This window comes from Natrinema altunense (genome assembly GCF_000731985.1).
GTDB classification, from domain to species: Archaea; Halobacteriota; Halobacteria; order Halobacteriales; family Natrialbaceae; genus Natrinema; species Natrinema altunense.
Genome location: NZ_JNCS01000002.1, coordinates 326,007 through 342,106, shown reverse-complemented (window position 1 = coordinate 342,106; position 16,100 = coordinate 326,007). Strand labels below are relative to the sequence as shown.

General features: G+C 67.1%; 11 protein-coding genes. 6 read left to right on the top strand and 5 right to left on the bottom strand.

Annotated elements, in window-relative coordinates:
• The first annotated feature begins 244 nt into the window (after window positions 1–244).
• The 5 genes from ALTAJ2_RS05885 (at window position 245) to ALTAJ2_RS05865 (ending at window position 7,850) form a co-directional block, all read left to right on the top strand.
• Window positions 245–994 (top strand): helix-turn-helix domain-containing protein, encoded by a 750-nt coding sequence (locus ALTAJ2_RS05885; RefSeq protein WP_007108311.1) that lies wholly within the window; start codon window positions 245–247, stop codon window positions 992–994.
• A gap of 66 nt (window positions 995–1,060) precedes the next feature.
• Window positions 1,061–3,517, top strand: coding sequence for a heavy metal translocating P-type ATPase (locus ALTAJ2_RS05880; RefSeq protein WP_007108310.1), 2,457 nt, complete (start codon window positions 1,061–1,063; stop codon window positions 3,515–3,517).
• 283 nt (window positions 3,518–3,800) lie between these two features.
• Window positions 3,801–5,681: an L-aspartate oxidase gene (locus ALTAJ2_RS05875; RefSeq protein ID WP_007108309.1), complete on the top strand. Its 1,881-nt coding sequence runs from the start codon at window positions 3,801–3,803 to the stop codon at window positions 5,679–5,681.
• 66 nt (window positions 5,682–5,747) lie between these two features.
• Complete coding sequence (locus ALTAJ2_RS05870; protein ID WP_007108308.1) at window positions 5,748–6,338, top strand: DNA-3-methyladenine glycosylase family protein; 591 nt, start codon at window positions 5,748–5,750, stop codon at window positions 6,336–6,338.
• 228 nt (window positions 6,339–6,566) lie between these two features.
• Window positions 6,567–7,850 carry a hypothetical protein gene (locus tag ALTAJ2_RS05865; RefSeq protein WP_007108307.1) on the top strand — a complete coding sequence of 428 codons (1,284 nt, stop codon included), beginning with the start codon at window positions 6,567–6,569 and terminating at the stop codon, window positions 7,848–7,850.
• 99 nt (window positions 7,851–7,949) lie between these two features.
• On the opposite strand, the gene katG is transcribed toward ALTAJ2_RS05865, so the two are convergent.
• From katG to ALTAJ2_RS05840, 5 genes are all read right to left on the bottom strand, one after another.
• On the bottom strand, window positions 7,950–10,088 hold the full coding sequence (gene katG / locus ALTAJ2_RS05860) for a catalase/peroxidase HPI (protein WP_007108306.1): 2,139 nt from the start codon (window positions 10,086–10,088) through the stop codon (window positions 7,950–7,952).
• Between the two features lie 289 nt (window positions 10,089–10,377).
• Window positions 10,378–10,635 (bottom strand): PRC-barrel domain-containing protein, encoded by a 258-nt coding sequence (locus tag ALTAJ2_RS05855; RefSeq protein ID WP_007108305.1) that lies wholly within the window; start codon window positions 10,633–10,635, stop codon window positions 10,378–10,380.
• 91 nt (window positions 10,636–10,726) lie between these two features.
• Window positions 10,727–12,073, bottom strand: a complete 1,347-nt coding sequence (locus ALTAJ2_RS05850) for a RimK family alpha-L-glutamate ligase (RefSeq protein ID WP_007108304.1) — start codon at window positions 12,071–12,073, stop codon at window positions 10,727–10,729.
• A gap of 85 nt (window positions 12,074–12,158) precedes the next feature.
• Window positions 12,159–13,628: a flippase gene (locus tag ALTAJ2_RS05845; RefSeq protein ID WP_007108303.1), complete on the bottom strand. Its 1,470-nt coding sequence runs from the start codon at window positions 13,626–13,628 to the stop codon at window positions 12,159–12,161.
• Window positions 13,629–13,983: 355 nt separating this feature from the next.
• A complete protein-coding gene (locus ALTAJ2_RS05840; protein WP_007108302.1) occupies window positions 13,984–14,736 on the bottom strand; it encodes a GNAT family N-acetyltransferase in 753 nt (250 codons plus the stop codon).
• 182 nt (window positions 14,737–14,918) lie between these two features.
• Between ALTAJ2_RS05840 and ALTAJ2_RS05835 the strand changes: the two genes are divergently transcribed.
• Window positions 14,919–16,013 carry a succinylglutamate desuccinylase/aspartoacylase family protein gene (locus ALTAJ2_RS05835; RefSeq protein WP_007108301.1) on the top strand — a complete coding sequence of 365 codons (1,095 nt, stop codon included), beginning with the start codon at window positions 14,919–14,921 and terminating at the stop codon, window positions 16,011–16,013.
• Window positions 16,014–16,100: the final 87 nt, after the last annotated feature.

The window sequence follows — 16,100 nt, the reverse complement described above, 5'->3', positions numbered from 1 at the left end:
CGTTCGCTCGCGGTCGTCATTGGGTACCCGCCTGCCCTCCCCCGGGTCGCGCGGCTCTCGCAGTCGCTCGAGCCGCGCTCACGGCCACTGGCCGCTACTCGTTCGTCTCGTCAGGCGATCACGATCGCCACCGATAGCGCGACGAAGACCACGTGCGCGAAGCCGTGTCCGATCATCGCGGCCCCGGAGTCTGACGATGGAAGCGAGCGGGAACCCCTTTGTCGCAGCGGTCCCTACCGTCGGTATGCGAGAGTTGGTCTTCGCCCTGGAGTACGAACCCGGCTGTAACAGGGTGGCGGACGCGCTCGCCGACCACCCCGACGCCAGAATCCGGTCGCTATCGCTGCACGCCACCGACGAGCGCCTCTGGCGGGTCGACCACGTTACCGGTACGGCGGCGGCCCTCGCGGCCATCGAGGAGGCCTTTCTCAACAGCGACTACTACGCCGACTGCCTGGCGACCGACGACTGCGGCGCGACCCAGGCCACGCAGGTCCTCGACCGCACCGACGACACGCTCGTCCTCTACTCCGACTGGGAGCGCACCCCGACCTGTGCGTCCGTCCCGCACATCGCCCGCGATCACCTCGGCGACGGCGTGCTGTTCGAGACGCGGCACGAGGGCCGACACTACACGTGGCGGGTCGTCCACTCCGGCGAGGGCGACGCGGCGGGGTTCTTCGACGCCCTCGAGGCGGCGATCGGCGACAGCGCCCGGATGGAGATGCTCCGAACGGCCGACGCCGCCGCGTCGACGGGCGAACCGAACGACGGGGCGACCGGCCTCGCCCCCGAACAGGAGGCCGCGCTTCGGGCCGCGGTCGAACACGGGTACTACGAATCGCCTCGAGAGATCGATGTCGGCGACCTCGCCGCCCATCTGGATGTCCCCCGGTCGACGCTCACCTACCGGCTCCGCCGGGCCGAGGAACGGTTGGCCAAACGGTACGTCGCGGACGACGGATTTGCCGACGGGGCGCCGACGCCGCTCTAGCGGTTCCGTAGTGTCTTGGAATATTCCAACCAAGGCTTATCGAACTGACGCCCTTACCTCGACGTAATGAGTCATGAATCGGACGCGACGAGGGGCCCGGTCGGCGACGGCGAACGACGGGAGCTGACCGTCCGGCTTGCGGTCCCCGAGATGGACTGTCCGTCCTGTGCGGGGAAGGTCGACAAGAGCCTCGGGCGCGTCGACGGAGTCGTCGACGCCGACCTCAATCCGACAACCGGGACGGCCACGGTCACGTACGACCCCGATCGAACCGCCGAGGCCGACGTGGTCGACGCGATCGAGGGTGCCGGCTACGAGGTCACCGGGGGAACGGACGGCGGTGACGGAGCGATCGAGTCGGCGTCGAGCGCCGACGGCGTCGACGTCGCGCCGCCCTCGGAGGTCTGGACGAGTCCACGCGCGAAGAAGACGTGGCTCGGTGCGGTGTTCGTCGCCCTCGGACTGGGCTTCGAGTTCCTCCTGACGGGCGGGAACGTCGCGGTGGCGAGCGTTCTCGAGTACCCGCTTCACGTCGCGGACCTGTGCTTCCTCGGGGCGGTCGCCGTCAGCGGCGTCCCCGTCGTCCGGGGCGGCTACTACTCCGCGACGAACCGGAGCCTCGACATCGACCTCTTGATGGGAACGGCGATCATCGCCGCGACCGGCATCGGCTACTTCGTCGAGGCCGCGACGCTGGCCGTCCTCTTCAGCATCGCCGAACTGCTCGAGGACTACGCGATGGACCGGGCACGGGACTCCCTGCGCGAACTGATGGAACTCTCGCCCGACGAAGCCACCGTCAAGCGCGACGGCGAGGAAGTGACGGTACCCGCCGACGAGGTGGACGTGGGTGAGACCGTGGTCGTCCGACCCGGCGACAAGATCCCGCTCGACGGCACGGTTCGCGAGGGCGGAAGCGCGGTCGACGAATCGCCGATTACCGGCGAGAGCGTCCCCGTGGACAAGTCCGAGGGCGACGAGGTGTACGCCGGTTCGATCACCGCGGACGGCTATCTCGAGGTCGAGGTCACCTCGACGGCGGGCGACTCGACGCTCTCGCGGATCATCGAGATGGTACAGGGCGCACAAGCGAAGCAGACCGAGACCGAGCAGTTCGTCGACCGGTTCGCGGGGTACTACACGCCCGTCGTGGTCGTGCTGGCGATCCTGACCGCCGCCGTGCCGCCGCTGGTGATCGGCGAGCCGGTCACCGCAGGCGTCGCCGGCTACGAGATCGCGTTCGCTGGCGACTGGGGGACGTGGTTCGTTCGCGGGCTCACGTTGCTGGTGATCGCCTGTCCCTGTGCGTTCGTCATCTCGACGCCCGTGTCGGTGGTCTCGGGTGTCACGAGCGCCGCGAAGAACGGCGTCCTGATCAAAGGCGGCAACTACCTCGAGGCGATGGGCGAGGTCGACGTCATCGCCGTCGACAAGACCGGGACGCTCACGAAAGGCGAGCTGGCCGTCACCGACGTCGTCCCGGTCGGCGACACCGACGAGGCGACGCTGCTGCGCTACGCCGCCGGGCTGGAGCGACGCAGCGAGCACCCCATCGCCGACGCGGTCCTCGCCCGCGCCGACGAGGCGGGCGTCGGCGACCTCCCCGAGCCGACGGGGTTCGAGAGCCTGACCGGCAGGGGCATCCGCGGGGAGATCGACGTCTCCAGCGAAGCCGGCGGCTCGTCGGACTCGTCCGACGGTGGCGAGACCTACTACGCGGGCAAGCCCGCGCTGTTCGAAGAGTTGGGCTTCGATCTCTCGCGGGCTCGCGCAGCCGCCGACGGCTCGTCGGACCCGCGGACTGACGGTGGCGTCGCCCCCGAGGGTGCGGTCGAGGCCGGCGAGGCGACGTTCGACGAGGGGACGCTCGCCGCGCTCGAGCGAGAGGGCAAAACGGTCGTCCTCGTCGGGACGGAGACGTCGTTACTGGGCGCGATCGCGATCGCCGACGAGGTCCGACCCGCCTCGAGATGGGCGGTCGAGCGACTCCACGACCTCGGCGTCGAGCGCGTCGTGATGCTGACCGGGGACAACGAGGGGACGGCGCGGGCGATCGCCGAACAGGTCGGCGTCGACGAGTACCGCGCCGAACTCCTGCCCGACGAGAAGGTCACGGCCGTCGAGGAGCTGCAGGCGGCGTCCGGCGAGGTGGCGATGGTCGGCGACGGCATCAACGACGCGCCCGCGCTCGCGACCGCGGAGGTCGGCATCGCGATGGGCGCGGCCGGCACCGACACCGCCCTCGAGACGGCCGATATCGCGCTGATGGGCGACGATATCGGGAAGCTGCCGTACCTGTACGACCTGTCTCACACGGCCAACGGCGTCATCCGGCAGAACGTCTGGGCGAGCCTCGGCGTGAAGGCCCTGCTCGCGATCGGCGTGCCGCTGGGACTGGTGAGCGTCGCGCTGGCCGTCGTGGTCGGCGACATGGGGATGAGCCTCGGCGTCACCGGCAACGCGATGCGCCTCGCGAGCGTCGACCCCGAGCGGCCCGCGGACGCCGCGAGGGACGCTCGCTAACGCCGCATCGTCCGTCCGCCCGGGCCGGAGTGAGAGGCGGCGGGACCTCGAGACACCCGGCGACACGACTGCCGTGGCTCGCGTCTCCGTGGACGGGTAAGCCGACCGGACGCGTCGGGTGTCGCTGACGGGCCTCGAAATCGGGAGACCGGTACGCGAGTCGACTTTCTCCGGTGCTTTTGGCGAAGACCAAAACCAGAATATCGGCCCCAGATGCGTTGCAGCGTACGTTCTGCATCGTTCGGGACGAGGCCTAAACCCGGCCGACGATTACATCCACTCGATGACAAAAGCACCATCGAACGGTACCGACACGACGGGCGACGAGCGCCGATCGACGAGCCACGACCCGTCGACTGCAGGCATCGAGAACCGCATCGAGACCGAGGGCGATCCCGGCTCCGGTGGCGACCTTGAGTACGAGGTCGTGACGACACCGGTACTCGTCATTGGGGCCGGGGCGGCGGGTGCCCGCGTGGCGATCGAACTCGCCGAGTCGGGGGTCGAGCCGCTCGTGATCGGCAAGCGCGATCACGGCGACGCCCACACGACGTGGGCCGCCGGCGGCGTCAACGCCGCGCTGGGCTCGCTCGACCCCGAGGACGACTGGACGATCCACGCGGCGGACACGTTCAACGAGGGCCATCACCTGAACGATCCTGACGCGGTCGAGCTGACGACTCGGGAGATGCCCGACCGCATCCGCGAACTCGAGGCGTGGGGGATGCCGTTCGACCGGACCGCGGACGGCGACGTCAACCAGCGGTACTTCGGCGCGCAGTCCTACCGGCGGACCTGCTTCGTCGGCGACCGGACCGGCGAGGCCATGCTCGAGACGCTCATCGAACGAGCGCAGGCCCTCGACGTCCCCTACCGCGAGAACGTGATGATCACGCGCTTGCTCTCGGACGGGGAACGCGTCGACGGGGCCGTCGGCTTCGATATGGAGACCGGCGAGGGACTGCTCTTCCGAACGAATCACGTCGTCCTCGCGGCCGGCGGGTTCTCGGCGCTCTATCACCGCCACTCCTCGCGGGACGACGAGAACAACGGCGACGGACAGGCGCTGGCGCTCGAGGCGGGGGCGCGGCTCATGGATCTCGAGTTCGTTCAGTTCCATCCGACCGGGATGGTCGGCGACCGCTACGGCGAGGAGTGGGACGGTCGACTGGTCACGGAGGCGGTCCGGGGCGAGGGCGGCCGACTGTACAACGCGGCGGGCGAGCGGTTCATGGAGCGGTACTCGCCCGACCAGATGGAACTCGACGCCCGCGACGTCGTCGCGCGCGCCATCGCCCGCGAAGTCCGCGAGGGCCGCGGCACCGAGGACGGCGGCGTGTCCCTCGACATCTCCCACCGGGACGACCAATACGTCCGCGACCGGCTGCCGTCGATGGTCGAGCGCTTCGAGTCGCTGGGTGTCGACATCACCGCGGAACCGATGGTGGTCGGGCCGACGGCCCATTACACGATGGGCGGGGTCGACATCGACTTCCGAACCGGCGAGACCGGCGTGGGCGGCCTCTACGCCGTCGGCGAGACGGTCGCCGGCGTCCACGGCGCGAACCGCCTCGGCGGGAACTCGCTGGCCGAGACCGTCGCGATCGGCAAGCTCGTCGGCGACCACGTCGCGACCGTACTGACCGACGCCGACGAGGACCCCGCCGTCACCGACAGCCAGCGGGCGCTGGCCGAACGGGAGTTCGAGGCCCTCCGTGACCTCGCCGCCTCGGACGGCACCGTCACGCCGACGGAACTGCTCGAGGACCTCGGCGACCTGCTGTGGGACCACGCCGGCATCCTCCGCGACGACGCGGGGCTCCGGGAGGGGCTCGCGAAGCTGGACGCCCTGCGGGAACGTACCGCCGACCTCCGCGTCGAGGGCGACCGGACCTCGAAGTCGTTCGAGTACGCCGTGGACCTCTCGGCGAGTCTCACCGTCGCCGAGGCGATGCTCCGGGCCGCCCGCGAGCGAACCGAGTCCCGGGGCGCACACTACCGGACCGACTACCCCGAGACGGCCGACGACTGGCGGGTGAACCTCGTGCTCACGGCCGAACCGGCGGGGCTCTCGTTCGGGCGGCGCGGCGTCGGCGACCCCAGCCCGGCCGTCCGCGCAGCCCTCGAGGCGGACCACCAACTCGACTACCATCACCTCGAGTGAGGGCCGCGAGCGAGTCACCGAGACGCCTATTGGGCTCCGGTCCCCTACACCGTCTCATACCTGTCCATGAACGACGAGGCACACGCCGTCCTCCGGGAGGACCCCGTGATGGCCGGGCTGCTCGACCGACACGACCCCTACGTCGAACCGGACTGGTCCGAGTACGAACGACTCTGTATCTCGATCATCAACCAGCAGCTCTCGACCGCGAGCGCTGCAGCCGTCCGGGAGCGGGTCTTCGAGGTCTTGGAGGGAGCGGTGACGCCGGAATCGGTGCTGGCCGCCGACGAGGCGGCGCTTCGCGACGCCGGCCTCTCCGGGCGCAAGGTCGAGTACGTGCGAAACGCCGCCCGCGCCTTCCAAGAGAACGATTACACTCGAGCGGGGCTCGCCGGCCACTCCGACGCGGCGGTCGTCGACCTGCTGACCGAGATCAAAGGGATCGGCGAGTGGACCGCGCGGATGTACCTCCTGTTCGTTCTCGAGCGACCCGACGTGCTTCCCCTCGGCGATCTCGCGGTTCGGCGCGGGATCGAGGAGTTGTACGCCGGCGGCGACGAGTTGACCCGCGCGGAGATGCGAGAGATCGCCGAGCCGTGGCAACCGTATCGGAGCGCCGCGACGCGGTACATCTGGGCCGAATACGAGTCCGATTGAAACGGGGAACGCGTCTCGTCCACTGTGCGAGACGTGGCCCGACCGCTGCCAGCGGTAAGCACGTGCTACACGCGAGTCGGGCAATGAAACGGTTGCCGGCGGCGACGGCAATAGCGGATTACGACCCGGCTCGTGCCGGCCGCCAGAGGGTGGTCGAGAAACGAGACACTGACCCGACGGGACGGCCCTGGTGACTCAAGTGTGGGGTCGGTCACATGGCCTAGCGAGATGGCAGACGATACACCCCCGTCCGAGACGCCGGCGCAGCGACGACTGACGACCGATCCCGAGCGCATCAGGGAGTGGGCCGAGGCCCGCGACGCCGTCCCGATCAGGGTCCGGGACGGCGAGGGGCACGGCCACTCCTTCGCTCGCCGCGACGAGATGGGCGAGCACCACGAGGAGGTCACCTGGGACGAGTTCGTAGAGCGGTTCGAAGACGACGACCTCGTATTCGCCTACCACGAGGAAGAGCCGACCGGGGAGGGGATGGGCTTTTTCGAACTCGTCGAGCGCGACCGGGCGTTCGAACGCGCCGACCTCGGCCGGGACGAACTCGAGGATTCGCTGCGACGCGGCGAGACGGTGACGACGGAGATCGTCGAGACGCAGGTCGTCGAGACCGAAGTCGTCGAGCGCGATACGATCGAGAGCGAGGTGATCGACACGGAACTGGTCGAACGCGAGGTCGTCGACTCCGAACGCCTGTCCCGCGATATCGTCGACACCGAGTTCGTCGCCGACGACACCATCGAGGTGGCCGTCGACGAGACGCGCCTCGATACGATCGAGGAGATCGAACGCTACATCGTCGAGAGCCGCATCGTCGATATCGACATCGAACAGGACCAGGAGATGGAACGCGACGTCGTCGAAACGGACATCGAACTCGAGAGTGTCCAGCGCTCGATCCTCGAGAGCGACGTCCTCCGGTCGAGCGTGACAGCCGACGACGTCCTCGAGCGGGAGGTCATCCAGAGCCAGCGCACCGAGGGCGACGCCGTCCGGAGCGAACTCATCGAGCGTCGCACCCTCGAGGAGGAACTCGACGAGCGGCTGGAGATGCGATACGTCCTCGAGGAGTCCGAACTGGTCGAGTCCGACGTGGTCCGCAGCGAGATGCTCGAGGGCGAGATCATCGACGTCGAGGAGTACGGCTCGATGGTGACCGGTGAGACCGCCGAAATCGCGGGTGACGAGACGATGGCGGACGCCGGCTCCGACGCCACAGGTATCGATGGCGAGGAAGCGACGGCGACCGGCGGGACGGCGCCGACGGTCGAACTCTCACAGGACGAGCAGGGGAAAGACGTCATCGACGAGTCGGGCCAGCAGATCGGTATGGTCGCCGAGGTCGAGGGCCAGACTGCCTACGTCGATCCGGAGCCCGGGCTGACGGACCGGCTCAAAGCGCGCATGGACTGGGGCGGTCACGGCGACGACGACTATCCGGTCGACGCCGCTCAGATCACGGAGATCACGGCCGACGAGGTCGTCATCCGCAGCGAGTAGAGAAATCGGTCGCGACGGGGAACCGCGACCGGGCGACGATCGGTCCCAGCGAACGAGACGGTTCGTCGGCGATGCGTCAGCGGCGGCGCGATCGCTCGCTCACTCGAGGTCGAAGCGGTCGTTGGTCATGACCGTGTGCCAGGCGTCGACGAAGTCCTCGACGAACTTCTCCTCCTCGCTCGCGTAGACGTCCGCGATGGTCCGCAGTCGGGAGTTCGAACCGAAGATGAGGTCGGCACGGGTGCCCGTCCACTCGACCTCGCCCGTCTCGCGGTCACGCAGTTCGTAGATCTCCGCGGACCCCGCGGCCTGCTCCCACTCGTAGTCCATGTCGAGCAGGGTCACGAAGAAGTCGTTGGTCAGCGTCTCCGGCTCGTCCGTGAAGACGCCGTGGTCGGAGGCCTGGTAGGTCGCGTTCAGTACGCGCATGCCGCCGACCAGCACCGTCATTTCCGCGGGCGTCAAGTCCAGCAGGTCAGCGTGGTCGACCAGCAGGTCCTCGGCCGGCTGGTCGTATTCGCCGCCGAAGTAGTTACGGAACCCGTCGACTTCCGGTTTGAGCGCCTCGAACGACTCCTCGTCGGTCTGCTCCTGCGAGGCGTCCGTCCGTCCGGGTTCGAACGGAACCGTCACGTCGTAGCCGGCGTCCGCCGCAGCCCGTTCGACGGCCGCGTTGCCGCCCAGCACGATGAGATCGGCGAGCGAGACCCGAACGTCGTCGGATCGCGAGCCGTTGAACTCCTCCTGGATCGCTTCGTAGGTCGCCAACACCGTCTCCAGTTGCTCCGGCTCGTTGACCTCCCAGCTGCGCTGAGGCTCGAGGCGGATGCGAGCGCCGTTCGCGCCGCCGCGCTTGTCGCTGTCGCGGTAGGTCGACGCCGCCGCCCAGGCGGTCGTGACCAGTTCGGAGACGGACAGTTCCGAGTCGAGGATCTCCGCCTTGAGGTCGGCGGCTTCTTCCTCCCCGATCAGTTCGTAGTCGGCATCGGGGACGGGGTCCTGCCAGACGAACGTCTCCTCGGGCACGTCCGGTCCGAGGAATCGCTCCGGTGGACCCATGTCGCGGTGGATCAGCTTGTACCACGCCCGCGCGAAGGCGTCCAGGAACGCCGGTGGGTTGTCGCGGAAGTTCTCGATGATCTCCCGGAACTCCGGATCGCGCTTGAGGGCGACGTCCGTCGTCATCATCATAGGGGCGTGCTTCTCCGACGGATCGTGGGCGTCCGGCACGGTGTCTTTCGCCTCCTCGTCTTTCGGTTCCCACTGCTTTGCGCCGGCGGGACTTTCCGTCAGCTCCCACTCGTAGTCGAGCAGGTTGTCGAGGTAGGAGGTATCCCACATCGTCGGCCAGGCGTTCCACGCACCCTCGATGCCGCTGGTGGTCGTTTCGGAACCCGTGCCGGAGTCGGGCCAGCCGAGACCCTGCTCCTCGATGGGCGCGGCTTCGGGCTCGGGACCCATGTCGTCGTTGGCGGCACCGTGGGCCTTGCCGAACGTGTGTCCGCCGGCGATGAGGGCGGCGGTCTCCTCGTCGTCCATCGCCATGCGGCCGAACGCCTGCCGGATCCGCGTCGCCGACTCGAGGGGCTCGGGGTTGCCGTCCGGTCCCTCGGGGTCCACGTAGATGAGCCCCATCACGGTCGCGCCGAGCGGCTCATCGAGTTCGTCGTCCTCGTCGAAGCGGGCGTCCTGGGGCGCTTCCCACTCGCTTTCGGGCCCCCAGTAGACGGCTTCGTCGGGCTCGAATTTGTCCTCGCGTCCGCCGGCCCAGCCGAGGGTCTCCATGCCCATCGACTCGAGGGCGGTGTTCCCGGCGAGGACGATCAGGTCGCCCCACGAGAGCTTGCGGCCGTACTTCTGCTTGATCGGCTCGAGCAGGCGTCGCGCCTTGTCGAGGTTCCCGTTGTCGGGCCAGCTATTGAGCGGCGCGAAGCGCTGGGTCCCGCCGGAGGCACCGCCGCGGCCGTCGGTGGTGCGGTACGTGCCGGCGCTGTGCCAGGCCATCCGGATGAACAGCGGACCGTAGTGGCCGTAGTCGGCGGGCCACCAGTCCTGGGACGTTGTCATCAGGTCTTTGAGGTCCGCTTTTACCTCTTCGAGGTCGAGTTGCTGGAACTCCTCGGCGTAATCGAACTCCTCGCCGTACGGACTGACATCGGTCGCGTTCTGATCGAGAACGTCCAGGTTCAACTGATTCGGCCACCACTCGTGGTTCCGCTTCCGTTTGTTGTCGCTCATAGATGGTTCGTACGGATGGGAAAACGGATTGAGTAATAATATATGTACCGATCACAACTTCAGCTTCAGGTTTCGGACACTATATTTTCGATTGCGGAAAGCGAAGTGCCTGGCCACGAGAGGTGCGGCGCGGCAGCGGACGATATTACGCGAGTGCGCCCACCCGAGAGCGCGAGCAATACGCTGTCGGCCAGTACAGCTACCCCGATCGAGGCGGCGCTCGGTCTCGAGTCGGGACGGATCGGCCGGGTGGCGTCCCGAGACGGCAGGGACAGACCGTAACAGCCGATTACGTGCCGGGTTTGCGGCCCGTCAGGTCGACGATCAGGTAGTCGTCGATGTCGTTCATGCGGCTGGCCGGGACGACGAGTTTGCCGTCGTCGTTCGTGTCGAACCCGCGAACGTCGTCGGTCGTCGGGGTAACGAGCAGTCGTTGGAGTTCGCCGGTTTCGACGTTCATCGTGATGTTGTGAACCGTCCCGATTTTCGTCCCGTCGGAGCCCATCACCGGCGTGTCGGAGAGCGTGGAAGCGAGGACCGTCGTCATGTGAGTCGCCTTTCGCAAAACAGATCAATAAAATAACCGGAAGCGGAGGCGCCGACCGACGGCTCACGGGTAGGCGGTCCGTCCCTGTGGCTTACTCTTCTTCCTCTTCCGGCGTATCGGCGGCGTCGCTATCGATCCGACGGCTGACGTCGACCTGATAGTTCCCGAGAATGTCACGACCGAGCAAGACGGGGTAATCCATGTGACTGCGGTCCTCGACGCTGGCCGTGACGGTGTGTTGGTTGCCGCCGACGCCGACGACGACGTCGACGACGGGTCGGCTCTTGGACTGTTTGCTGCTGCCGGAGCGAATCCGGGTGATGGACTTGATCGGCCCGGCACCGATGTCGGCGGCGAGGCTGGTATCGATGCTCGTCCGCGTCGCGCCCGTGTCGGACTTCGCGAGCACCGACTTCGAGCCGCTCGTGCCGGAGAGTACGACCTCCTCGGTATACCCGATGACGGCGGGCTCCGTATCCTTCGACACCGATTCCGGGGGCTGGGCGGTCGGTCGGGAATCGTCGAGGACGTTCGCGATGTCGCGCACGCGGTCGTCGTCCACCTCCCCGCCGGCGCGTTCGATCGCCAGTTTCGCGATGTAAGGTGCCGGGCTCACCTGGGTCGCCTCGTACAGCCCTTTGAACCCCGCCGTCGGGTTGACCTCGAGGACGAACCATCCCTCGTCGCCCTCGACGAGGTCGACGCCAGCATAGTCGAGATCGACGATATCCGCCGCTCGCTTGGCCATCTCGCTTGCTTCCGCGGGGAGGTCCTCGGTCGCGTCCTCGACGGAGCCGCCGAGAGCGACGTTGGTTCGCCAGTCGTTGTCCGGCGCGTAGCGGTACATCGCGGCGACGATCTCGCCGCCGACGACGTAGACCCGTAGGTCGCGGTGGCGAACGTCCTCCTGATCGACGAGTTCCTGCAGGAAGGCATAGCGGTTGCCGACCTTCGCGTTGACCGGATCGTCGGGCCCCACCTTCCAGGTCCCGCCGCCGTGAGTGCCGATCGCCGTCTTGTACACCGCTTCTTCGCCGTACCGTTCGCGTGCGGCGTTGAGCTTCTCGCCGCTGAGCGCGAGCGTCACGTCCGGGGTTCGAACGTCGTTCGATGCCAGCGCGGTCGCCGTCGAGAGCTTATGCATTGCCGTCATCACCGCGCTCGGTTCGTTGAGCGTCGGCACCAACTGGGAAAAGGCGTTGACCAGCCCGAGTTCCTCGGCGGGCTGTTCGGTGTTCGACAGCAGCATTCGGTTCGCGATCACGTCGACCTCGGGCTCGAGGAGCGGACTCCCGTCGGCGACGCTGATCGACGTGTTTTCGCTCCGGAGCCACTCGCTGTCGTGCCCGAGCTCCTCGACGGCGTTGAGAATCGCCTTCGTTTCCTTGCTCGTATGCAGACTCAGTACCCCAACGGTCACGGGATCGGCAACAGCCATACGAACTAGACGCCGACTCCCCGGATAAGCATTGGCAGTTCGTTCAGTTTCGGTTGCGTGACTGATAGGCCGACGGCCGGACCGCTCAGCCGATGACGGACCGTACCTGTCCGGGGTCGACGAGTCCGCTCAGTACCGCCAGCGCACCCCACGTGATCGCACCCACGGCGATCGCGCCGCCCAGCATGAGCAGACTCGAGACCAGCGGCGTCACGAGCAACACCGTGACCGCCATCACGCCCGTAATGGCACAGATCATCGCGGTCGTCCGGGCGATCCCCACCACGTTCAGGCCGAGTTCGGTGTGGACGATATAGAGGTTCACGGCGACGTACACCGAATGCGTCGCGACCGTCGCGATCGCGGCGCCGACGACGCCGATCGTCGGGATCAACAGGACGTTCAGCCCGAGGTTGGCCAGCGCCGTCCCGCCCTTCGCGACGGCGCGCGCTCGAGCGCGTCCGAGGTAATCGAGGCTGTCGCTGGTCAGGTTCGTGATCGCCTGGAGGACGACGAAGCCGGCGAGCACCTGCAACACGGGGGCGGCCCCGGCGTAGTCCTCCCCGATAACCATCGTCAGGAACGGCTCCGCGACGATCGCGAGGCCGACCGCCGCCGGAATATAGAGCAACAGGACGTTCGTCAACGACGTCTGATAGATCCGTCTGGCCTCCTCGAGTTCGCCGGCCGCCTTCTGTTCGCCGAAGTTCGGCGAGATGGTGAATCCGAGCGACTCCGCGGGCGCGAGCACGAAGTCGGTGATCTGCTTCGCGAGGGTGTAGAAGGCGACCGCGGCGGGATTGAGGAACACGCCCACCAACACGATGTCGATCTGCTTGTCGATGACGTTCGCGCTTCGGGTCGCCGTCAGCGGGATACTGTACTCGAGCAGCCGACGTGAGAGTCCGTCTTCGTACTCCGCGGCGGTCTCGTATCGCCTGTAGAACCCGTAGTAGAGGATACCCATGCCGACGGCGGCGGCGATCGCGTAGCCGACGATATAGCCGAAGAACGCGCCGAGGGCACCGAGGCCCGCCAGGACGAAGGCGACGGCAAAGAGGAGCCGACCGGCCCCGCTGATCGCCTGGACGATCGCGCTGTAGCCGAGGTGGTTGAACCCCTGTAACGCCACCTGTGCGAAGGTGCTGCCCGAGAAGACGACCAGATAGAGGACGCCCGCGGCGAGAAACGGGGCCGCGCCGGGATCACCGAGCACGGCCGCGATCCGCTCGTGAAAGAGCAACAGGGCGTAGCCGACGACCGTCAGCAGGACGATCTTGGCGGTGACCACCGATCTGAGGAGGTGTGGAACCTGCCCCGGATCGGACTCCCGGTACTCCGAGATGTACCGCGCGACGGACCTGCTGAGCCCGAGGTCCGCGAACAACTGGACGATAGCCAGGATGCCGATCGCCCAGTACAGCGCGCCGTACCCGTCCGGGTCGAGCAGGTACCGCGCCAGCACGAACATCAACAGCGCGCTCGAGAGCATGTAGATGGCGCGCGCAACGAGCGTTGCTTTGAAACCGTGGATGATGTGGTCTTCCCTGTTCATAGTCGACGCGGACGGTGCGACACTCGTGACTGACCGAAGTCGAGAGCGACCAACGTGGTCGGAGACTCGCGGCATCGGTCAATTGTAATGGGGAGCCAACAGCCCGAAAGCGGCCACAACAGAATCGGCGGGGGAGTTCGTTCCGGGTCGTGGCTCCGTCGTCGGCGACGGTTCGACTGCAACCGGGGGCGGATCCCCTGTAATGCCACTCAAATTGCCGAAACACGCACATACAGGTGGCTGAGACAACAATTCCGCCGTAGCGGACAGAGACGCGGGTTGAACTGAACGGCGGGATCAGTGAAGCGGCGACCGCGTCCGTGTCCCGTCCGTGGCGTACGACGGGGGCGGCGACCTACAGGTACGAGGCGTCCCACCGCGTCGCTTTCCGCCGATTGCCACACTCGTTGCACTCGATCCGTCCCATCGCGTCCATCGCGTTATCGATCGAGTCACAGTTCCCGCAGAACCACGCGTACAGTTCGTGTCGGTCCGGGCTCTCGTAGGCCGTGTAAAACGGGGCGCGCGTCCCGCGGGTGGCCTCGCCGTAGCTCACGTAGAGCGTCCGGCCGTCGACCGTGACTTCGTCGATCGCGCCCCACTCGCCGTCGTCCTCGAGATCGGACTCGACGTAGACGTTCTCGGTGAACGTTTCGTCGCCGATCTCGACCTCGCGCTGGCCGGCCTGTTCGAAGCCGTGGCTCCGGTAAAACTCGTTGCCGCCCTCGTTGTCCTCGAGGACGAAACAGCGAATCTGATCCGCGCCCGTCTCGAGGAGTGCCTCGCGAGTGCGGACGAGCAGTCGCACGCCCGTGGCGTCGCCGCGGTGGTCGGGATGGACGTGCAGCCAGAGGAGGTGTCCCGTCTTCGACTGCTGGCCGACCAGTTCGCTCTGGGAGAACCCGACGACGTCGCCGTCGCGTTCGACGATCTGGAAGAGCGAGCGGTCGTCTGCGAGTTCGTCGGGAAACGCGTCGCCGTACCATTGCTCGATCGCGTCGTCGATGGTTCCCTCGTCGATGAAGGCCGTGTACGTGGAACTGAGCGAATCGCGGGCGATCGAGCGAATCGCATCGGCGTCCGAACGGGTCGCTTCGCGGATATCCATGCGTGTCCATATCACACCGAGATACAAAACGTATGCCCACGGCCGCAAATTTTGATCGCCGTTGTTCGGGGGAACGCCCCGTTCTCCGCGAAAAGCACCACCGACGACTCGAGGCCGGGCCGGACGCTCATCGTGGACGGTGAAGGGAGAAGATTCACGGTGGTGCCCCCGGAGAACGTCATATGAGCGACGACGCGGCGACCGAACCGCCCGACCGGGCGGCGGACTCCGAGCCGATGGCCGAAGCGTTTACGTACAACGGCGGCCGGGTCGACCCCGGCGAATCGGCGAACATTCGCTACGGGATCAGCGAAACGTATCTCGGGGACCCGGTCAGGATTCCGGTCACGGTCATCAACGGCGAGCATCCGGGGCCGACGATCTTTCTCTCCGCGGCGGCACACGGCGACGAACTCAACGGGATCGAAGTCGTCCGTGAGGTGGCCCACGACTGGGACCACTCCGTACTCCACGGGACGTTAGTCTGTCTCCCGGTGATGAACGTGCCGGGCTTTCTCGCACAGGAGCGGTACTTGCCGATCTACGACCGGGATCTGAACCGGTCGTTTCCCGGTCGGGAGGGGTCGACCAGCGCCAGACGGATGGCCCACCGGATCTACACGAACTTCATCGAACCGTGTGACATCGGGATCGACTTCCACACGTCGACGCGCGGCCGAACGAACATGCTCCACGTCCGCGCGAACATGGAACAGTCGGACGTCGCCAGGCTCGCGAAGGCGTTCAGTTCCAACGTCATCATCGCGGGCGAGGGACCCTCCGGGACGCTCCGACGGGAGGCGACCGAAGACGACATCCCGACGATCACCGTCGAAATGGGCGAGGCCCACCGGTTTCAGCGCCGCCTGATCGACCGCGCGCTCACCGGCGTCGCGAGCGTCCTGGCCGAATTCGGATTTCATCGCGAATCGTCGGTCCACTGGCCCGGCTGGCGGACCGTCATCGACGACGACAACGAGAAAACCTGGCTCCGCGCGGACGCCGGCGGCATCGTCGACATGAAACGCGGCCGCGGCGCGCTCGTCGAGGCCGGCGAAGCGATCTGTACCATCACCAACCCGTTCAAGGAAGAGGAAGACATCGTTACCGTCGAAGCGCCGTTTACCGGCCTCATCGTCGGCGTCCTCGAGAACCCCGTCGTCTATCCGGGGAACCCCCTCTGTCACCTCGTCGAGCTCTCGCCGGACACGCTCACCGCCCTCGAGCGCGAGCGGACACCGGAGAGTTCGCGATCCGAACTCCGGCAGAACGACTGACGATCCCCGGCGATGGATCGGGCGGTAACTGCCGCCCGAACGAATTCGGGAATCCGCCGCGACGGCGGTCCCGTTCCGTCTCTATTG